Source organism: Pseudoalteromonas sp. S4741, assembly GCF_005886135.1.
Classification (GTDB): Bacteria; Pseudomonadota; Gammaproteobacteria; order Enterobacterales; family Alteromonadaceae; genus Pseudoalteromonas; species Pseudoalteromonas tetraodonis.
Genome location: NZ_PNCN01000058.1, coordinates 22,235 through 40,964, shown reverse-complemented (window position 1 = coordinate 40,964; position 18,730 = coordinate 22,235). Strand labels below are relative to the sequence as shown.

General features: G+C 39.4%; 18 protein-coding genes and 3 pseudogenes. 12 read left to right on the top strand and 9 right to left on the bottom strand.

Annotated features, from left to right (window positions below; genetic code table 11):
- Positions 1-86 precede the first annotated feature (86 nt).
- The gene (locus CWC30_RS09535; RefSeq protein ID WP_069440178.1) at positions 87-644 is read right to left on the bottom strand and encodes a TMEM165/GDT1 family protein; all 558 of its coding nucleotides are present in this window, start codon (positions 642-644) and stop codon (positions 87-89) included.
- Positions 645-1,008: 364 nt separating this feature from the next.
- Between CWC30_RS09535 and CWC30_RS09530 the strand changes: the two genes are divergently transcribed.
- Positions 1,009-1,320, top strand: coding sequence for a hypothetical protein (locus CWC30_RS09530; protein WP_013463090.1), 312 nt, complete (start codon positions 1,009-1,011; stop codon positions 1,318-1,320).
- A 102-nt stretch (positions 1,321-1,422) separates the two neighbouring features.
- On the opposite strand, the pseudogene CWC30_RS18760 reads toward CWC30_RS09530, so the two are convergent.
- Together CWC30_RS18760 and CWC30_RS09525 are read right to left on the bottom strand one after the other, a co-directional pair.
- Positions 1,423-1,806 (bottom strand): annotated as a pseudogene (locus tag CWC30_RS18760) (methyl-accepting chemotaxis protein); the annotation flags it as partial.
- 14 nt (positions 1,807-1,820) lie between these two features.
- Positions 1,821-2,642, bottom strand: a complete 822-nt coding sequence (locus tag CWC30_RS09525; RefSeq protein WP_249929845.1) for an MCP four helix bundle domain-containing protein — start codon at positions 2,640-2,642, stop codon at positions 1,821-1,823.
- A 419-nt stretch (positions 2,643-3,061) separates the two neighbouring features.
- Here CWC30_RS09525 and CWC30_RS09520 point away from each other — a divergent pair, with 419 nt between their 5' ends.
- From CWC30_RS09520 to CWC30_RS09490, 6 genes are all read left to right on the top strand, one after another.
- Positions 3,062-3,823, top strand: a complete 762-nt coding sequence (locus tag CWC30_RS09520) for a metalloregulator ArsR/SmtB family transcription factor (protein ID WP_138626963.1) — start codon at positions 3,062-3,064, stop codon at positions 3,821-3,823.
- An 11-nt stretch (positions 3,824-3,834) separates the two neighbouring features.
- The gene (gene arsB, locus CWC30_RS09515) at positions 3,835-4,854 is read left to right on the top strand and encodes an ACR3 family arsenite efflux transporter (RefSeq protein ID WP_138626962.1); all 1,020 of its coding nucleotides are present in this window, start codon (positions 3,835-3,837) and stop codon (positions 4,852-4,854) included.
- A gap of 16 nt (positions 4,855-4,870) precedes the next feature.
- The gene (locus CWC30_RS09510; protein WP_069440175.1) at positions 4,871-5,374 is read left to right on the top strand and encodes a phosphatase domain-containing protein; all 504 of its coding nucleotides are present in this window, start codon (positions 4,871-4,873) and stop codon (positions 5,372-5,374) included.
- 2 nt (positions 5,375-5,376) lie between these two features.
- Positions 5,377-6,387 carry an ArsJ-associated glyceraldehyde-3-phosphate dehydrogenase gene (locus CWC30_RS09505; protein ID WP_138626961.1) on the top strand — a complete coding sequence of 337 codons (1,011 nt, stop codon included), beginning with the start codon at positions 5,377-5,379 and terminating at the stop codon, positions 6,385-6,387.
- A 9-nt stretch (positions 6,388-6,396) separates the two neighbouring features.
- Positions 6,397-7,611, top strand: a complete 1,215-nt coding sequence (gene arsJ, locus CWC30_RS09500) for an organoarsenical effux MFS transporter ArsJ (RefSeq protein WP_138626960.1) — start codon at positions 6,397-6,399, stop codon at positions 7,609-7,611.
- Positions 7,612-8,513: 902 nt separating this feature from the next.
- A complete protein-coding gene (locus CWC30_RS09490; protein ID WP_010389142.1) occupies positions 8,514-8,708 on the top strand; it encodes a (2Fe-2S)-binding protein in 195 nt (64 codons plus the stop codon).
- A gap of 106 nt (positions 8,709-8,814) precedes the next feature.
- On the opposite strand, the gene bfr (CWC30_RS09485) is transcribed toward CWC30_RS09490, so the two are convergent.
- The 4 genes from bfr (CWC30_RS09485) to CWC30_RS09470 form a co-directional block, all read right to left on the bottom strand.
- Positions 8,815-9,279, bottom strand: a complete 465-nt coding sequence (gene bfr / locus CWC30_RS09485; protein WP_008112262.1) for a bacterioferritin — start codon at positions 9,277-9,279, stop codon at positions 8,815-8,817.
- Between the two features lie 11 nt (positions 9,280-9,290).
- Positions 9,291-9,764, bottom strand: a complete 474-nt coding sequence (gene bfr, locus CWC30_RS09480; protein ID WP_013463107.1) for a bacterioferritin — start codon at positions 9,762-9,764, stop codon at positions 9,291-9,293.
- Between the two features lie 220 nt (positions 9,765-9,984).
- Positions 9,985-12,123, bottom strand: coding sequence for a TonB-dependent receptor (locus CWC30_RS09475; RefSeq protein WP_138626959.1), 2,139 nt, complete (start codon positions 12,121-12,123; stop codon positions 9,985-9,987).
- Positions 12,124-12,394: 271 nt separating this feature from the next.
- Entirely contained in the window at positions 12,395-13,255 is an 861-nt protein-coding gene (locus CWC30_RS09470; RefSeq protein ID WP_138626958.1) for a cation diffusion facilitator family transporter, read from the bottom strand.
- 266 nt (positions 13,256-13,521) lie between these two features.
- Between CWC30_RS09470 and CWC30_RS09465 the strand changes: the two genes are divergently transcribed.
- The 4 genes from CWC30_RS09465 to CWC30_RS09450 all read left to right on the top strand — a co-directional run bounded on the left by CWC30_RS09465 (position 13,522) and on the right by CWC30_RS09450 (position 16,559).
- On the top strand, positions 13,522-14,010 hold the full coding sequence (locus tag CWC30_RS09465) for a GNAT family N-acetyltransferase (RefSeq protein WP_016899173.1): 489 nt from the start codon (positions 13,522-13,524) through the stop codon (positions 14,008-14,010).
- Positions 14,011-14,080: 70 nt separating this feature from the next.
- Positions 14,081-15,433, top strand: coding sequence for a DNA-3-methyladenine glycosylase 2 family protein (locus CWC30_RS09460; RefSeq protein WP_138626957.1), 1,353 nt, complete (start codon positions 14,081-14,083; stop codon positions 15,431-15,433).
- Positions 15,430-15,897: a methylated-DNA--[protein]-cysteine S-methyltransferase gene (locus tag CWC30_RS09455; protein WP_138626956.1), complete on the top strand. Its 468-nt coding sequence runs from the start codon at positions 15,430-15,432 to the stop codon at positions 15,895-15,897. Before CWC30_RS09460 ends, CWC30_RS09455 begins: the two co-directional genes overlap by 4 nt.
- 77 nt (positions 15,898-15,974) lie before the next feature.
- Entirely contained in the window at positions 15,975-16,559 is a 585-nt protein-coding gene (locus CWC30_RS09450) for a thymidine kinase (protein ID WP_036983857.1), read from the top strand.
- On the opposite strand, the pseudogene CWC30_RS19125 reads toward CWC30_RS09450, so the two are convergent.
- Positions 16,542-16,643 (bottom strand): annotated as a pseudogene (locus tag CWC30_RS19125) (low-specificity L-threonine aldolase); the annotation flags it as partial. The gene CWC30_RS09450 and the pseudogene CWC30_RS19125 overlap by 18 nt on opposite strands.
- Positions 16,644-16,723: 80 nt before the next feature.
- On the opposite strand from CWC30_RS19125, the gene CWC30_RS09440 reads away from it, so the two are divergent.
- Complete coding sequence (locus tag CWC30_RS09440; protein ID WP_024602346.1) at positions 16,724-17,860, top strand: ISAs1 family transposase; 1,137 nt, start codon at positions 16,724-16,726, stop codon at positions 17,858-17,860.
- A 3-nt stretch (positions 17,861-17,863) separates the two neighbouring features.
- On the opposite strand, the pseudogene ltaE reads toward CWC30_RS09440, so the two are convergent.
- Positions 17,864-18,720: pseudogene (ltaE, locus tag CWC30_RS09435) on the bottom strand (low-specificity L-threonine aldolase); the annotation flags it as partial.
- Between the last annotated feature and the right edge of the window lie 10 nt (positions 18,721-18,730).

The following is an 18,730-nucleotide window of genomic DNA, read 5'->3' as shown; positions in this document are numbered from 1 at the left end:
AAGCGCTTACAACTAACTTGTATAAAAGTAGGTAAGCGCTTTTTATTGTTTAACGATTAAAGAGTGATTTAAACGTTATTTAATCATTATATAGCCACTAAACCATAAATACCCAACAGTACAAAAACACTGGCTGCTATCGCTCTTACGGTATTTAATGGAATTCTTTTTAGTAACGCCTTACCGGCATAAATAACAGGGACATTGGCAATTAACATGCCTACTGTAGTACCCACCGTAACCCAAAGTACTGATTGATATTGTGCACCGAGCAACACGGTTGCAATTTGTGTTTTGTCCCCAATTTCAGCAATAAAAAATAAGATTAAGGCCACTAAAAATGCACCATAGCGGTCGTATTTATGGCTCACTTCTTCATCTTTATCTGGAATAAGTAGCCACAGCCCTACCACAATAAAGCTTATATTGACTATCCAAGGTAAGTATTCGACGGCAAAGTTCCCGCTTAGCCAATCACCAAACCATGCAGATAAACCATGATTAATAATAGTAGCAGCGAGAATGCCTAAAATAAGTGCAATTTTATTATGAAAGCGAGCAGCTAATAGTAAAGATAAAAGCTGGGTTTTATCGCCTATTTCAGCAAGGGCAACAGTGACGGTAGAGGTTAAAAAAATATCCATTAATATAATCTTCAGGCGGGAATACTAAACCAAGGCAAACAGCTATCTCCCGCCATGAGGATAGTGTCTACCTAGGTCTCGCCGATAACGCTTGCTACAACATTACAAACTTACCATGCATATGAGATGCAATTATGTTGATAAGTTTACTCATTACTGAGCGGGCTACTCCCCTAAGAGGGAAGCGATTATTCCACAAAATTTAAAGCAGGTAAATATATGCGGGTAACTTTTAAATTTAAAAGGTGGCTTTATGGCGTTAGTGCACAAATAAACTTGCTTTTGGCTATCAAGTTAGCTGTAATAATAAACAGAAGGAAGTTGAACAATTTGAAATTATATGAACGTGTAAAGGAATTTAAATATGCAATCAACGGTCGTTAAATCAACAATGGCAACCATTCAAAATGGAGTTATGAAAGCGGACGGAAAGTTTTGGATTACGCAAACCGACTTAAATTTTGAACCTTTTAATGAAAAATTAGGGTTAGAACCATATACAATTGCCCGTGATACAATTTTAAAAGTGGTTGAATGTAAAGGCAAAGGCGCAGGCCTTGTTCCAATAACAGCTGATGCGATAGAGGTTTTCACGCAAGATGGCAGCTCGTATCAGTTTATACTCTCAAACCCCAGTGATTGGATCAATATATTGTCAAATCAAACTAGTGCTTAAAGTAACAAGCATGCCATCATTTACTCATTGTAAATGATTGAATGATGGCAAATGATGTTTTCATTTAGGTATCAGCTGCAATATGCGGCAAAATGAAAGTACCTAAACTTTAAAGACATTAACTTGCCCTTGTAGCATTGCCGCAAGCTGTGCGAGTTCCTGCGATGCCTGTGCATTTTGCTGTGAGTTTTCGCTAACCGACGTGATACTCGCACTAAACTCATTAATATTACTGCTTAGTTCATTTGCGACCATTTTTTGCTCCTGTGTTGCGGTTGATATTTGAGTATTCATATCTGCAATTTCAGTAACTTCACGGTTAATTTCGCTGAGCACCTGCGAAGAATAATTAGCATGGTCAACACTCTCTTTAGCGCTGCTTTCAGCGTTACCCATGGCATTAACAGCTTGCTGAGCCATGCCTTGTAGTTTAGTGATCATTTCATTAATGCTAGCGGTTGCCTTTAGATTATTGTGGGCAAGTTGCCTTACTTCATCGGCTACAACGGCAAAACCACGACCAGAATCGCCAGCTCTTGCTGCGTTGCTGAACTGGCAACCTGAATACTAATAGAGTTCATTTCTTCAGCTGCAGAGGCAAGTGTCAGTGTTGCGCCTGCCATATCTTTTACTAAACCTTGGATCCGAAGTAGCATATCATTAAAGTTAGATGCGGTATCTGCAATCTCATTCTTACCTTGAACCTCAGCACTAGCTGTTAAATCAGCATTGGTCGCAATGTGCGTTATGGTATCGCGTAATGACATTAATGGGTTTTGTATCGAAGAATAAATAAAGTAAGCAACAATCAGTAACAGTAAAATCAATATCGCGATTATCACACTCATTATCAATTTTATAAATTGATAATTCTCATCAGCTTTAACTTTAAAATCACTTGCTTCTTTAAGTTGTAAATCAATTAAAGCTTGGTAGCTGGCACTCAGCGGATCAAATAATTGGTAAAGCTCATAAACAAATTGCTTTTGTGGGATTAATAAAAACTCACCACTATTAATACTTACAATTAAATTTTTCAAGTGCGTAAGCACAGGCTGTAGTTTACTTTCAACATTATCTACTAAGCGCTTTTCTTCAGCTGTTAGCTGTGTGCTCAGGTAGGCTTTCCATTCATTATCAGCCGTATTTCTAGCATCATTAATATTCGCTAAAAGCGCTGATTTGGTAATAGACTCAGCACGATACTTGTGAAGTAAGTCAACAATATTTACAGCGTAATCATCAGACACATGTTTAATTTGCTTAAGTGGTACGACACGATCGTCGTATAAACTATCAATCCCTGCTACTAACCTTCCCATTGTTTGCAAGACGCCAAGCAAGTTATGTTTTGATTGAAGTTCCGCTTAGCGCTGTGAGTTAAACCATTCTATGCAACACACAGCTTAAATCGCTGCGCAGGTGTTTCGTATTCTAGTATTTTTCGCGAACTCTCATTGCCAAGGTGATTATGGATCGCATGGCTTCGCTACTTATCTGACCTACGTCAAAAGGGAGGTTGGTTAAGCCGAAGGCGCCACCCAACAGAGTTTCTAAGCATCAATTTAATAATGAAAAACTTACTCAAAGAAGGCTTTCATTAAACTTTAATGAAAAAATGATTGAGCACAGACTGACAGTATCGTTCAAACAATATTCCTATTAATTTCTTTTTTAATGATTACTATCGCACTTACTGTATAATTAATTTATTATATAACTAATTTGTTATGGAGTAGTTATGAAAGTTCTATTTTTATGCACTGAAAACTCGGCTAGATCTATCATGGCCGAGGCGTTGTTAAAACATCATGGTCAAGGTGAGTACGAGGTTTACAGTGCTGGTACTGAGCCAAATAATGTGGACAGCCGAACGCTGTCAGCTATTGAACACTTTGGGTTGCGTACCGATGGTTTACGCTCAAAACACCTTGATGAAGTTAGCAATATCCATTTTGATTTTGTTATTACCCTGTGTGATAAAGCGGCAAAAGAGTGCGATAGCCGAGTTAATGGCACTAATTGCCTTGCATGGGATTTTCCTGAGCCTCGCTCCCGCAAAGAAGCCAATCCGTTTGAAAAAACACTACAAGAGCTAAATGAACGGCTCAAAGTGTTTTTGCTAACAAAAGAAAAGCAAAAACTAGCGCCAATCACACCAACTACTTTTTACAAAGCGCTAGCTGATGATATTCGTTTGAAAAGTCTATTAATTATTGCTGTTGAGGGTGAAGCATGTGTTTGTGAGCTAATGACTGCTCTGAGTGAAGAGAGCCAACCTAAAGTTTCTCGTCACTTAGCACAACTCAGAAAAACGGGCATTTTATCCGATAGAAAACACCAGCAATGGGTTTTTTATTCGATAAATCCAACACTACCAGAGTGGATGAAGCAAACTATTACATCAACGGTAGTGAATGATCCCATTTTCATTGAACAAGAGCTAGCCAGATTAAATGCGATGGGTGATCGTCCCACGCGTGTAGCAAGCTGCTGTAACTAGGGAGTATTGTTATGGGAATTTTTGAACGCTATTTATCTGTTTGGGTCGCTATATCAATTGCTGCAGGTGTCTCATTGGGGGTTATTTCCCCGCCGTTTTTTGAAGCAATCGCAGAGCTCGAAGTGGCGCATGTTAATATCGTCGTTGCAATCTTCATTTGGGTAATGATCTACCCAATGATGGTACAAATAGATTTCTCAACAATTAAAGAGGTGGGTAAAAATCCACAAGGACTGGTGTTAACTTTAGTGATTAACTGGCTTATCAAACCATTTTCTATGGCTGCATTGGGTTGGCTTTTCTTCGAAGGATTGTTTGCCGATTTTGTTTCGCCAGAAACCGCGCAAGAATACATCGCAGGAATGATTTTACTTGGCGTAGCGCCATGTACAGCAATGGTATTTGTCTGGTCCCAACTTACTAAAGGTGACGCAAACTACACCTTGGTTCAGGTATCGGTTAACGACATTATCATGATTTTTGCTTTCGCCCCACTTGCAGGATTACTGCTGGGGGTATCGGATATTCATGTGCCGTGGGGAACTTTGTTTACCTCTGTTGTGTTGTACGTATTACTGCCTTTAATTGCAGGGATATTGACCAGAAAGCACCTAAATGCCTCAGGTCGTGATGAAACAACTATCACAACCTTGTTAGAAAAGTTAAAACCATTTTCTGTCATTGGTTTACTAGCCACAGTTATGCTGTTGTTCGGCTTTCAAGCTAACACTATTTTAGAGCAACCACTCAATATTTTGCTAATCGCGATTCCGCTGGTTATTCAAACTTATGGCATTTTCATCATTGCCTATTTTATTGCGCTAAAAATCAAGCTTAAACATAACATTGCAGCTCCATCGTGCTTAATTGGTACATCAAATTTCTTTGAGTTAGCTGTAGCTGTAGCTATTTCTCTTTTTGGCCTCCATTCCGGTGCAGCACTGGCTACAGTCGTTGGTGTACTTGTAGAGGTGCCTGTGATGCTATCTCTTGTTGCCATAGTTAACAGAACAAAACATTGGTTTAACTAATAATTAGAGGATCTTTATGCAAACTCACCCATTTGACAAACTGACACTTGATAACGGCGCTAGCTTTATTTTCACGCCATGCCCAGGAACGAAAGACGTAGACTTAACGACATCAGTAAAGCAATTGAAAGGTGCAGGAGCGCAAGCGATTGTCACTTTAATGTATGATATAGAAATAAAGAAAAACGAGGCCGAAACACTTCCTCAAGTTTGTAACGAACAAGGCATAAAATGGTTTCAGTTACCTATTTTAGATGATGATGCGCCTAGTGATGACTTTGCAACGGCGTTCAGATCTCACCTTGATGATGTGTTAGTTATTTTGCGTAATCAGGGCACGATAGCTGTGCACTGTAAAGGCGGTTCAGGTCGCACGGGCTTAGTGATTGGCATACTGATGTATGAGCTAGGTTACAACAAGACAAGTATTATTAATCAAGTACAGAAAGTACGCCCTAAGGCGCTTTCTAACCCTGTGCAACTTTCATTTTTTAATGAATATCAAAAAGTAGGAGTTTAACCATGACAATTAAAATTGGTATTAACGGTTTTGGCCGCATGGGCCGATTAACGCTTAGAGCAGCCTTTGGTTGGCAAAACATTGAGTTTGTGCAAATCAACGATCCTGCTGGCAACGCAGAAACACTGGCACACCTATTAAAATACGATTCAGTGCATGGCACTTGGTCACATGATGTATCTAATGATGACAACAATGTGATAATCAACGGTCAAGCTATTCGGGTCACTCAAAATAAAGTAATTAATGATACGGATTGGTCTGAATGTGATGTCGTCATTGAAGCATCAGGTAAAATGAAAAAAATCGATCTGCTGCAAGCCTACTTAGATCAGGGTGTTAACAAAGTAGTGGTCACTGCACCAGTGAAAGAAGAAGGCGTACTCAATGTGGTGATGGGGGTTAACGACCACCTTTATAATGCTGAACAACATGCCATTGTAACAGCTGCGTCTTGCACCACAAATTGCTTAGCACCAGTGATAAAAGTATTACAGGATAAAATCGGTATCAAACATGGTTCAATGACAACCATCCACGATATAACTAATACTCAAACGATTTTAGATGCACCGCATAAAGATTTACGTAGAGCGCGTGCCTGTGGCATGAGCCTTATTCCAACCACTACAGGCTCAGCAACGGCTATTACCCATATTTTCCCTGAACTAAAAGGCAAGCTAAATGGTCATGCCGTTCGCGTACCACTGGCAAATGCATCAATAACTGATTGTGTATTTGAAGTGGAACGTCCAACAACTGAAGCTGAAATTAACGCTTGGCTGAAAGAAGCGGCTGAAGGCGAGTTAAAAGGTATTTTGGGCTATGAAGAAAAGCCGCTAGTGTCAATTGATTATAAAACTGACCCGCGTTCAAGCATTATCGATGCGCTATCAACAATGGTCGTCAACACCACTCAGGTTAAACTGTATACATGGTATGACAACGAGTGGGGATACGCCAATAGAACAGCTGAGCTTACTCGTAAAGTGGGTCTATCAATAAAAGGGTAAAGTGACACTATGAAGCGCTTGGCATCATTATCAGACGATATTAAACAATACCTCGTGGTCACAGGCAATTATTGGGCATTTACCTTAACGGATGGCGCACTACGTATGTTAGTAGTGCTTCATTTCCATGCGTTAGGTTATAGCCCGCTTAGTATTGCTATGCTGTTTTTGTTTTATGAAATCTTTGGCGTTGTAACCAACTTGATTGGCGGCTTCTTAGGTGCTCGTTTAGGGCTAAATAAAACCATGAACATTGGTTTGGCTATTCAAATTGTTGCCTTGCTCATGCTAGCTGTTCCCTCTGAATGGTTAACAGTTGTATATGTGATGATTGCCCAAGCGCTTTCTGGTATTGCCAAAGACTTAAATAAAATGAGTGCTAAAAGTGCTATCAAGTCGTTGGTTACCGGTGGGCAAGAAGGCACGCTTTTCAAATGGGTGGCAATATTAACAGGCTCTAAAAATGCTTTAAAAGGTGTGGGCTTTTTCTTAGGTGGTTTACTGTTAACCTTATTATCGTTTAAAGGTGCAATGCTGCTGATGACGGGTGGTTTAGCACTTGTATGGTGTTACAGCCTTTACGCTTTAAAAAGTGATTTAGGAAAAGCGAAGAGCAAACCTAAGTTCACCGATATATTCTCAAAAAGTCGTTCAATTAACCTTTTGTCGGCTGCACGACTATTCTTATTTGGTGCCCGTGATGTCTGGTTTGTGGTTGCACTGCCCGTATTTTTGTCGCAAGCCTTTAATTGGGATCATTGGACGGTAGGCGGCTTCTTGGCACTATGGGTGATTGGTTACGGTTTCGTACAATCTATCGCACCTAAGGTAATGAATCTCAAAGAAGGGTTTTCGCCTGCTATAGAAACAACCAAATGGGCGAGTTTACTGGCACTGGTTACATTAGGTATAGCCTTATCCCTGTATTTTAATTGGCAAGTAAAAACAGTGCTCATTGCTGGTTTAATGTTGTTTGGTGTACTGTTCGCTATTAATTCATCGCTGCACAGTTATTTGATTGTTAGCATGGCCGATGCCGACGGTGTTTCTCTCGATGTTGGCTTTTACTATATGGCTAATGCGATGGGGCGTTTGATTGGTACAGTATTGTCAGGCTGGATTTTCCAGCTATACGGATTAGCGGCTTGTTTAGCGATATCGTTTGTATTTATTGCACTGGCTGGGCTTTTCTCAACAAAGTTACCAACAACAGCAACTAAATAAGCATATAGCTGATTTAATAACTATCCTATGGCACTCATCCGTCAGGGATAGTTAACCACTCCATGATGGTAATAAGCTTTTAGCTTAATGGTTGTATTGTGACACAAAACTACTGCTTTTCTATAATAAGTGAACGTATAAATTAGCTCAAAGGCACCTATAAAGTATTTACCCTAAAGCGTTTTAGGCAGAAACGAGTTATACCGCATGATTGAAATTGGCACTGAGCCGAACCTCGGCTGTTTGGCGATAAGCAGTCAGTCGGGTTTCTTTGTTTGACGTGAAGTTTTATCCGTATGGCTATTAGCGTATTGGCGTTTTTTCAATCCATTCTTAAAATTTATTTTGTTGTTATTTTTGAGTAGTTTCGTTTATAACATGATATTTTTTAAAGATAACTACTGGCGAATCTTCATCCTTTAATGAAAGCTAATGCCGGACCACAGATAAGGAAATAGGTATAAAATGGACACTATTTTGGAATAGTTTGTTTGCTAAATTAAATGTTTGCGTGTTGATAAAGTTGACCCTCCTGAAACAGAAGGCTACCACGAGTTTGTTATCACGAATGCCTAACAAGAGGCTGTGGTGGGCGTTACCAATGTCTGCTTATGGCACTCAGTGATAGTCGGTATAGAGTGGCTTCGCCACTTATTCGACCTATAGGTTGGTTAAGCCTAAGGCGCCACCCAACAGGCTTAATGTAATTCATTTTAATCATCCAACTATTTACTTAATCCTACCTAAGTTCAAGGTGAGATTTTAGTTAATAAATCTCAATTTAAGTGGCACTGATCAAGATTAAAAAATAAAATTTAATTTTTGATCAAAAACCAATTGATAACTATTTTCGTTTAGATTAATATAAACCCACTAAATGAAATTGAGAGTTGTTTGTATTCATGTATGTTTGTCTTTGTCACGGTGTGACCGATAAAAAAATTGAGCAAACCATCGACGATGGTGCTACTACCATGCGCGAGCTAACTAAAGAGCTTAAAGTGGGCAGCCAATGCGGTAAGTGTTGTTGCTGTACTAAAAAGATCCTCAATCGTAAACTGATTCAAATAGCAGATATCACCGATCAAGTGGCTTAATAGTAGTCTATATAATTGCCCCTATCTAAACGAATTGGTTTAACATTTAAAAATTAAACATAAAAAAAGCAGCTTTAGCTGCTTTTTTTGTATTTATAACTTTAATTTACAGTTGCGATTGTAAGTAGTTTTCAAGCCCAGTATTTTTAATCAGTAGTTGCTGTGTTTCTAGCCAATCAATTTGTTCTTCTTGCTCATTTAAAATGTTGTCGAGCGCTTCACGGCTAATGTAATCTTTTTTACTTTCAGCTAGTTTAATGGCAGCACGAAGCTCGTCTACTGTATCAAGTTCAAAGCTCATGTTAGCGGCAATCATTTCTTCGCTGTTTTCACCAATGCGTAAGCGTCCTAAGTCTTGAAGGTTAGGCAGGCCTTCTAAAAATAAAATACGCTCAATTAAACGATCGGCGTTTTTCATTTTTTGTATCGATACTTTGTAATCAGCTTTGTCTAGTTTACTAAAACCAAAATCTTTAAACATGCGTGCATGTAAAAAGTATTGGTTAATACCCACAAGCTCATTAGCAAGTACTTTATTTAGTGCTGCAATAACGTCTTTATCGCCTTTCATAATATAAGTCCTTATTCGCCCATTTGAGCTTGGTGATAGTTTTGAGTGCCAATTTTGTCAATCAGACCCAGTTGTTGCTCTAACCAGTAAACGTGATCTTCTTCGGTATCAAATAATAGCTTTTCTAAAATTTCACGAGATTGATAATCTTGCTGTTGTTCACAGATAGCAATAACCTCTTTAACACACTCAACCACTTCAAGTTCTAAGGTTAAGTCGTTTTGCATCATGCTTTTTACATCGTCACCAATTAACAGATCACGACGTTTAGTCATGTTTGGTACGCCTTCTAAAAAAAGAATACGCTTGATTAGCCAGTCAGCGTGGTCTTTTTCTTCTTCCATTTCATGGTTAAGACGCTCATAAAGTTTGTTTAGGCCCCAATCGTCGTACATACGAGAATGAATAAAATACTGGTCAATAGCAGCTAATTCGTTAGCTAACAATGTATTGAAGGCGTCGATTACTTTTTGATTACCTTTCATAGCGCTTATCCTAAAAATTCTAATTGTGGCTAGTCTAGTATATAGGCACAGAATTGCAAGTAATTTACTTATAAATCATATGGTTAATATTGAGTTTGATTCTCGTTTAAGTTTGCATTGCTGGTTGATAAATGGACAGGTTGTTATTTGTATTTTAGATCAGCAAGTTAGTTGAGGGTATAAGCGCGTTCATACTGTAAAAGTATGAACGCGTAAGTGATTAAAATTGATAAGTAACACCCACTGTGGCCGTGGTACCTAAACCTTTAATGTTGTATCCACCATAGGTGTAAGATTGTGCACGGGCAGGGAAGTAATCTTGGTTAAATAAGTTTTCTACCCCGATAAAACCTTGCCAACTATCTGCAAACTGATACTGACCACTTAAATTAAACACAGTGTAGTTATCGACAGGCCCCTGATCGCCAACATATTTACCATTATCATTAGGCTCAAAGCGTTTTCTATCTCCCACATACAAGTAACTTAATGTTAGTGACAGGGTATTCGTAGGTTGCCAGTTAAGGTTGGCTGTAGCTTTTGGTGGGCTGATTTGCTTAGAGCCCAAATATATATCTGCTTCAGTATTTTTACCTTCTACATAACTATACGTTGCCAGTAATTTAAGAGATGGATTTATGGTGTAGTCTACTAAGGCTTCATAACCCCAAATTTCTTGAGGTGCTCTAACCGGTTCATAAACACCGGTTACTTCATTAAATTTGTTTGTAGTACCAAGCTCAGAGGTGCTTCGATATGCTGCGACTTCTAAACGAACTGCATCGAATTGAGAATTAAAACCAATTTCATAATTATCGATAATTGAAGCTTGTGTTTGAATAAGGCCTATATCATTTACTGTGGCAGAGCGAAGTAGGCGGCCAATATCTGATATATCAGATCCCTGTGAGTAGTTTAAAAAGGGGCTGAATTTTTCATCTAGATTGTATTTAATACCCACGTTATAGGTTGTAGCATTGTAATCAACCGTGTCGCCTTTTACGTTAATTGGTACAGAGCATTGCGTGGCCGTTTTACATAATTTGAGCGTGCGATAATCGTCTACACTAAGGTCAATATTTTCTTTGCGTACACCGGCCTTTATTATTAAGTCATTAGCGATGACCCACTTAGTTTGTAAAAAGCCCGCGACACTTTTCATGTCCATTTCTGGCACCCAAACCCGGCCATCAACTAGCGGTTGTGCAGTCACATCATTTAACGCATCAATTCCGTAAATAAATGATGCTTCAACTGAGTCAAAGTCAACCTGGGTATTAAAAGTTGCTCTGGCGCCTTTTTTTTCTGAACTTATAACGGATTGACCACCTTGATAATTCTCATCAGGATTGGCAAGGTTTGGAGAAAAGAAAAACACATTTTCTATATCTTGCGTATAGAGGTCTAACGTCATTTGTGTGTTTTCAAGCAGTGCGTAGTCAGTGTATTTTAAGGTTATATTTTTGTTGCCTTCTGGCCCTTGTGGTTTACCTTGCTTTTGTAATTCTGACGGCACATGAATCGCGTAGGTTTTTTCTCCTAGGCTCATATCACCAACAACATCGCCTAAGTCGGTTTTTTGTTGTGAGCTGAAGTAGTTATAACTAAATTGGAGTTGCTTTTCATCATCAAAGTCATAGCCAAGTTTAGTGAAGTAATTTTGTGTAACGGCATCAGATAAACCATATTGTAAACCGAGAATATCGCCCTGCGAATCGCGTTGTACACCGTTTTCTTCGTAACTTGCAGTTACTAAGTAGCTAAATTTATCTGCACGACCATTAAATGCTGCAGATACCCTTGCGCCTGCGCTTTCTTCAAGTTTTACCGCACTAAAACGACTCGATAAGCTTATTTTACCTTGGGTTTGCCCATCGCTTTGTGCTTGTTTGGTAATATAGTTAATAATTCCGCCTGATGCGCCGTTACCATAAATCGACGTTGCCCCTTTAATGACCTCTATTCGACCTATTGCGCTTGGATCTAAGGTTTTCACCCCTAATGATCCGTTACGCAATGGTGTTGACTGTGGCACGCCATCAATCATGATCAGTGGGGCCCGCCCGCGTAAAGTTTGTCCTGAATTACTTGAGCTTCCAGTATCTGGAGCAAGGCCGGGAACCATTTGTGCTAAAAGGCTTTGTAATTCTGGATTAACTTTTAAATGCGCTTCTATTTGTTTTTGACTAATAATAGTTATGGAAGCAGGAACCTCATCAATACTTTCAAAAACACGACTACCCGAAACAATAACGTGCTCCATTTCTGTTTGATTTAAATTTCTTTGGGTCGTTGATTCGTCTGCAATACTGGCGCCACTGACTATTAATGCTATTAAGCTCAGAGATGTTTTAAACATGCGGGTCCTTCGTTTGAATGGTTTTAGTTGTATTAATGATGGGCGCAATATTAAGAGTAATTTAAAGTAAACGCAAGGTTAATGATAATTGTTGTTATTTGCATTTAATAAGAGGGGGTAATAGAGATTAAAAATAGCGTTGTGTTAAAAATAGAGGTTTTACTCGTACCGATAGTGGATTATTGTTAGCAGGTCTTCTGCATTATGTTGCACAAGGCATAAAAATAAGGATGCGATCAGCTTTAATTACAAAGCACTTTGTATAATCAAACTAAGATGAACAACACTCAATTACGCAGTGTTCAATTGCAAATTCATCATGTAAATAGTGTTTTATGGCATTAAGCTCAATAGGGGTATCTGTTTGCATCACAATTTCACAGTGAGTGGTAGTATCGTCCAGTTGCCACGCTTTTATTGATTTTATTTGCGTAATAGCAAACTGTTGTAGTAATTTTTTGCTGATAAGTTGCTGGTCAAAACCAATGGGGGCTGCCTGCATTAAAATGCTGCAGCTGGCTTTAAGTAATAATACGCCGTGATAAATAACATACATTGATATCAATATAGTCGCTATTAAATCAACTACATACCACTGGTATAAAATAATTAAAGTACCCGCAATAATAACCACAATAGAGGCCATGGCATCAGACACATTATGAATAAACGCCGCCTTTATATTCATGTTGTTTTTAGCGCCGGCTTTAAAGGTTAATAATGCAGTGACTAAATCAATGAATAGCGCTACTGCAGCAACCCACACAATGATCCAGCCATTGATAGGTTGAGGGTTTACATACCCGCTAATTGCTTCAAAAACTAAATAACAGCCAATCACAATTAAGGTTGTACTGTTAAAAAGTGTGGCTAATATTTCAGCGCGTTTGTAGCCAAAATGGTGGGTTGTATCAGCCTGCTTATTGCCAATTTTTCGAGCAACGAGGGCGATAAAAATTGAGGCCGCATCACTTAGGTTATGTAATGCATCGGCAATTAATGAAAGGCTGCCAGAAAATACGCCGCCAACAACTTGCACTGCAGTCAGTAAAACATTTATAAATACGGCAAGAGTGAGCTGTTTATCACTTTGGTTATCATCAACGTGACTGTGTGAATGACCATGACCCATCTTAGTTAAACTTCCTCATTGCTTTACTGTGTACTCATAATGACAACTTTTTGCCATATATAAAAGCATTGTTTTAATTTGTTTTTTTAATGCCCTAATGGCTAAATTGAAATAAGCTCATGAACGTTACTCATTGAATGTAAAACGATATGCTAGGGTATAAATAAATGTATTAATAACTTAAATTATTATAATTAGTTAAGCACTTTTTATATTAAATTAAATGCTTGCCAGGCATAAAAGTAGTTTTTTAAAGGTCAATAACAATGAACACAGCAATAGAAATTCGCGATGCAAAGCCAAGTGATGCAAAAACAATTCTACACTTTATCAATGAGCTTGCTATTTACGAAAAAGAACCTGATGCAGTTAAAACCGATGAGCAAGCCATTTTAAACACCTTGTTTTGTGAAGGCGCAACGGCACACAGTTTAATATGTTTACAAGATGATGAGCCAATTGGTTTTGCTGTATATTTTTACAACTACTCGACTTGGTTAGGTAAAAATGGCCTCTACCTAGAAGATTTATACGTGAGCCCAGATAGCCGCGGAAATGGGGCTGGTAAAGCCATTATGAAAGAACTGGCAAACAGAGCAATCAATAAAGACTGTGGTCGCTTTGAATGGGTGGTACTTGATTGGAATAAACCCGCGATTGATTTTTATAATAGCATGGGCGCTGAGCCACAAAATGAATGGATTATATATCGTTTAACGGGTCAGGCATTGATTGATTTTGCAAACAAAGATTAGTACCGAATATGGCCAGTAATATACCTAGTTTTTGTTAAGCTAAGCGCTACATAACTTATAAGAGCAATTTATGGTTAATCAGCATTGGCAAAAAGCGCGTCAGAGCCGCGATGCGCGTTTTGATGGGCTTTTTTATGTAGCGGTAAAAACCACAGGTATTTATTGTCGGCCAATTTGCCCCGCGCCCACTGCGCATGAAAAAAATGTAACCTATTATCAGTTTGCGCACTCTGCAGCGCAAGCAGGGTTTAGGCCTTGTATTCGTTGTCGGCCCGATAGTGCACCAGGAAGTGCGGCTTGGCAGGGAACAAAAACAACGGCTCTACGAGCCAAGCAATTAATTGATCATGATAATCAGCACGACTGCGAAAAGCTCGCTACGCGTTTAGGAATAAGCAGCCGTTATTTAAGGCGATTATTTTCTCAATATTTCGGCATTTCTATCACGCAATATCGATTATTTAACCAATGTCATTTTGCAAAAAAATTAATTCAAGAAACCAGCTTATCGCTTACCGAAATAGCATTTGCCTCAGGCTTTAAAAGTGTTCGGCGTTTTAATGATGCTTTTTTAAAACAACTTAATATTGCGCCCTCAGCGCTCAGAACCGCCAGGCACCCAACTAATATTGGGCTCACCTTAATTTTGCCTTTTCGTCCGCCGTATAACTGGCGGGCATTGCATGGGTTTTTAGCAAAGCGAGTAATAGAGCCAATAGAGTGGTTAACGCCAACCAGTTATGGGCGTACTTTTACTTATAAATCGTGTAGAGGGCGCTTTGATGCTGAGTTTGTTGCAGATAAACATCATTTTCGGGTGCAAATTGATATAGATAATACGCAATATTTACAGCCAGTTATTAACAACATTCGCCGTGTACTTGATTTAGATGCTGATATAAATCTAATCGAGGCACATTTAAGCGAACACATTAATAATGCATTTCCACTTACGAAAGGCTTAAGGCTACCGGGTATTTGGTCAAGCTTTGAAGCAGGTATTCGTGCTGTGTTAGGTCAGCAGGTGAGTGTAACTGCGGCGCACAACCTAGTGACTAATTTAGTAACACAGCTTGGTGAAAAGCAACACCAACAGGTCTATTTTCCAGAGCCTGAAGTGTTAGCAAACTGTGATTTTGCGTTCTTTAAAATGCCACGGGCGCGTAAAAATGCCCTGCATAACCTCGCTGAATTTTGTGCCGTTAATCCCGATTGTGATGACTTAGATCAATGGCTTAGTTTAAAAGGGATTGGCCCATGGACGGTTAATTATGCAAAGTTACGCGGCCAAAGCCAGCCCGATATTTTACTCAATGGCGATTTAGGCGTTAAAAAGGCACAAGCGGCAGCAAGCTCTTTTGAATCTGCGAACTGTGCACCATTTCGATCTTACTTAACTTTTCAACTTTGGCAGCAATTATGATAGTGCAAACCAGTTTACCCAGCCCGATTGACGATATTATTATTCAGGCAACTGAAAACGGTATTAGTTATGTGGGGTTTTATCCACCGACCAGTTATATCAGTACGCCTTTAAATAAGGTAACTAATTCGCATGTTTTATCTTGTGTGGCGCAGCTTAATGAGTACTTTGCTCATACGCGTACTGAGTTTGATTTAGAGCTTGATACTGGCGGCACGCCATTTCAGCAAAGCGTATGGCAGGCATTACAAAGCGTACCGTTTGCTAAAGTGGCAACCTATAAAGATATTGCCATACAATTAAATAATCCTAAAGCAGTGAGGGCGGTGGGGGCTGCAAATGGCAAAAACCCAATCAGCATTATTGTGCCGTGTCACCGCATCATTGGTGCAAATAAAAAGCTAACTGGTTATGCTGGTGGCCTAGAGCGTAAGCAATGGTTACTAGAGCATGAAGCAAAATAAATAAAATAGCGTTTCCAAATTTGTATTCTCTGCACTTTAGGGTAGCATAAGCGCACTTTTTATTTGAAGGCACGGCCATGGCGCAATTATACTTTTACTACTCTGCAATGAATGCAGGTAAATCAACCACTTTATTACAATCAGCGTTTAATTATAAAGAGCGCGGTATGGAGCCGGTGATCCTCACGGCTGCCATTGACGATAGAGCAGGAGTGGGCAAAGTATCCTCACGTATTGGCTTGCAAGCAGATGCGCATATTTATGATGCAGATAAAGATGTATTTGAGCTAATTCAAACTCTTAATGCAGATAAAAAACGTCATTGTGTGCTGGTGGATGAATGTCAGTTTTTATCTAAAGATCAAGTTATGCAGTTAACCGATGTGGTTGATGAGTTAGGTATACCCGTATTGTGTTACGGATTGCGTAACGACTTTAGAGGGGAGCTGTTTATAGGGTCACAGTATTTACTTGCTTGGGCTGATAAGCTAATTGAGCTTAAAACGGTGTGTCATTGTGGGCGCAAAGCAAATCACGTATTACGTACCGATGAAAATGGCGAGGCTATTGCCGATGGTAATCAAGTTGAAATTGGCGGCAACGATCGTTATGAATCGGTGTGCCGCAAGCATTACAAAGCGGCGTTAAATATGGGCCGTTAAGGCTTTAATAAAGGTATCTATATCCGCTTTAGTAATACCTAAATGGGTTACTAGCCTAAGTTGCTTACTTGGGCTAAACACCACGGCAAGATCATTATAAATTGAACTTATAGAATATGTAGTGATCAGATCAAGGCATAATAATCACCTTGGTCACGTAAAATATGAGCGCTACTTTTCTGAAACACTTTAATTCAATTACCGATCCTCGCATTGAACGCTGTAAAAAGCATGAGCTTATCGATATTCTCCTTTTAGCCATTAGTGCAGTAATCTCCGGTGCACAAGGATGGGAGGATATTGAAGACTTTGGGCATCTAAAACTTGATTGGTTAAAAAGATATGGCGCTTTCAACGCGGGTATTCCAAGACACGACACCATAGCCCGTGTCATTTGTCGGTTAAAATCAGATGAAATAGAGCATGCATTTCAATCTTGGATATCTTCACTTATTGAAACCACGGGTGCTGATATTATTGCTATGGATGGAAAAACTGCACGTCGTTCATTTACAACCAAAGATAGAAAAAGTGCTTTACATACCGTCAGTGCATGGAGCTGCCAACACCAGTTAGTTTTAGGGCAAACAGCCGTTGATAGCAAAACAAATGAAATCACAGCCATACCTGAGTTACTCACCATGCTAGATATTGAAAATAGCATCATTACACTTGATGCTATGGGCTGCCAGCAAGAAATAGCGAAACAAATAATTAAACAAAAAGCTGATTATATCCTAGCGCTCAAAGGTAACCATTCAGGTATGCAGAGTGAATTAGAAGCTTGGTGGCACAAGAGTGAGCGCGAAGGATTGACCAATAGCAACTATGATAAACATACCGAAATAAGCTCAGGGCATGGGCGCATTGAAACAAGGGTTTGTCAGCAATTGCTTATTGATAAAAGCTGGTTAGATAAAATCTACCAATGGTCTGGCTTAAAGAGTGTTATTCAAGTAACCGCTGAGGTTCACGATAAATCATCAGGTACAGACACGATAGAAACGCGTTGGTATATTAGTTCGTTAGCGTTAGGTGCGGAGCAAGCTCTTAATGCGGTACGAAGCCACTGGCAGGTTGAAAGTATGCATTGGATGTTGGATATGAACTTTAGGGAAGATGAATCAAGAATCCGTAAGAAGCAAGGACCCCTTGTTTTTAACGTAATGAGAAAAATAGCCATGGCGTTATTTAAACAAGATACAACTAAAACAGCCAGTATGGCGAGAAAAAAGAAAATGGCAGGGCTAGACGATGATTATCGCTCAACCCTGTTAGAATCTGGGATTAAAATGCGCTAGCCATGGGCTAAACACAATGTCCTGTGCTTTTAAATTTGCTGCTAGTTTTGTGATGTTTATGCTGTTATCAAACGTAGCGTAAACCATGTTTGTGGTATTACTCATATTTACTTCAAGGCCTGAAATTTTATTTAACTGCTTTGCTAAATAACGTGCATTAGCGTGGTCATCGACTAAACGTTGAGTGTTATTTTCTAAAGCATATTGCCCCGCAGCAGCTAATATACCCGCTTGGCGCATACCGCCGCCAAGCACTTTTCGCCAGCGTCTTGCTTTAGCGATTAACTGCTCAGAACCTAATAATGGGTCAACTGGCGCACCTAAGCCTTTCGATAAATAAATAGAGATTGAATCAAAATGTTTGGTGATTTCTTTAATGTCAAGGTTAAGCTCGGCTGCGACATTAAATGCTCGCGCGCCATCTAAATGCAGTGCTAAGTTATGTTGATCAACAAATTCACGTGCTTTAATTAAATAATCAATACCCAGTACTTTGCCACCTATGGTGTTTTCAAGGCTCAGTAATCGCGTTTTCGCAAAGTGGCTATCATCGGCTTCATTTTCAATAGGCTGTGATTGAATAGAGCCTATAACGGCAGCGCCACCGCCCTCAAACTTGTAGTTATGAGCAGTTTGCCCACAAATATACTCATCACCACGCTCACAATGCGCCATTAATGCAAGTAGGTTTGCTTGTGTGCCTGAGCTACAAAAAAGTGCATCTTGGACATAGCATAGGCTTCTAATTGGTTAACGCTTTCATCATCGCCGTATACATCATCGCCAACTGGGGCGTGATACATAATATCTCGCATTTTATTGCAAGGCTTGGTCACTGTGTTTGAGCGAAAATCTATCATGAGTGCTCCA

Excerpts from the sequence above, each read along its gene's own strand:
- CWC30_RS09535 (WP_069440178.1), bottom strand. The coding sequence starts at position 644 with ATGGATATTTTTTTAACCTCTACCGTCACTGTTGCCCTTGCTGAAATA.
- CWC30_RS09530 (WP_013463090.1), top strand. The coding sequence starts at position 1,009 with ATGCAATCAACGGTCGTTAAATCAACAATGGCAACCATTCAAAATGGA.
- CWC30_RS09525 (WP_249929845.1), bottom strand. The coding sequence starts at position 2,642 with ATGGGAAGGTTAGTAGCAGGGATTGATAGTTTATACGACGATCGTGTC.
- CWC30_RS09520 (WP_138626963.1), top strand. The coding sequence starts at position 3,062 with ATGAAAGTTCTATTTTTATGCACTGAAAACTCGGCTAGATCTATCATG.
- arsB (WP_138626962.1), top strand. The coding sequence starts at position 3,835 with ATGGGAATTTTTGAACGCTATTTATCTGTTTGGGTCGCTATATCAATT.
- CWC30_RS09510 (WP_069440175.1), top strand. The coding sequence starts at position 4,871 with ATGCAAACTCACCCATTTGACAAACTGACACTTGATAACGGCGCTAGC.
- CWC30_RS09505 (WP_138626961.1), top strand. The coding sequence starts at position 5,377 with ATGACAATTAAAATTGGTATTAACGGTTTTGGCCGCATGGGCCGATTA.
- arsJ (WP_138626960.1), top strand. The coding sequence starts at position 6,397 with ATGAAGCGCTTGGCATCATTATCAGACGATATTAAACAATACCTCGTG.
- CWC30_RS09490 (WP_010389142.1), top strand. The coding sequence starts at position 8,514 with ATGTATGTTTGTCTTTGTCACGGTGTGACCGATAAAAAAATTGAGCAA.
- bfr (WP_008112262.1), bottom strand. The coding sequence starts at position 9,279 with ATGAAAGGCGATAAAGACGTTATTGCAGCACTAAATAAAGTACTTGCT.
- bfr (WP_013463107.1), bottom strand. The coding sequence starts at position 9,764 with ATGAAAGGTAATCAAAAAGTAATCGACGCCTTCAATACATTGTTAGCT.
- CWC30_RS09475 (WP_138626959.1), bottom strand. The coding sequence starts at position 12,123 with ATGTTTAAAACATCTCTGAGCTTAATAGCATTAATAGTCAGTGGCGCC.
- CWC30_RS09470 (WP_138626958.1), bottom strand. The coding sequence starts at position 13,255 with ATGGGTCATGGTCATTCACACAGTCACGTTGATGATAACCAAAGTGAT.
- CWC30_RS09465 (WP_016899173.1), top strand. The coding sequence starts at position 13,522 with ATGAACACAGCAATAGAAATTCGCGATGCAAAGCCAAGTGATGCAAAA.
- CWC30_RS09460 (WP_138626957.1), top strand. The coding sequence starts at position 14,081 with ATGGTTAATCAGCATTGGCAAAAAGCGCGTCAGAGCCGCGATGCGCGT.
- CWC30_RS09455 (WP_138626956.1), top strand. The coding sequence starts at position 15,430 with ATGATAGTGCAAACCAGTTTACCCAGCCCGATTGACGATATTATTATT.
- CWC30_RS09450 (WP_036983857.1), top strand. The coding sequence starts at position 15,975 with ATGGCGCAATTATACTTTTACTACTCTGCAATGAATGCAGGTAAATCA.
- CWC30_RS09440 (WP_024602346.1), top strand. The coding sequence starts at position 16,724 with ATGAGCGCTACTTTTCTGAAACACTTTAATTCAATTACCGATCCTCGC.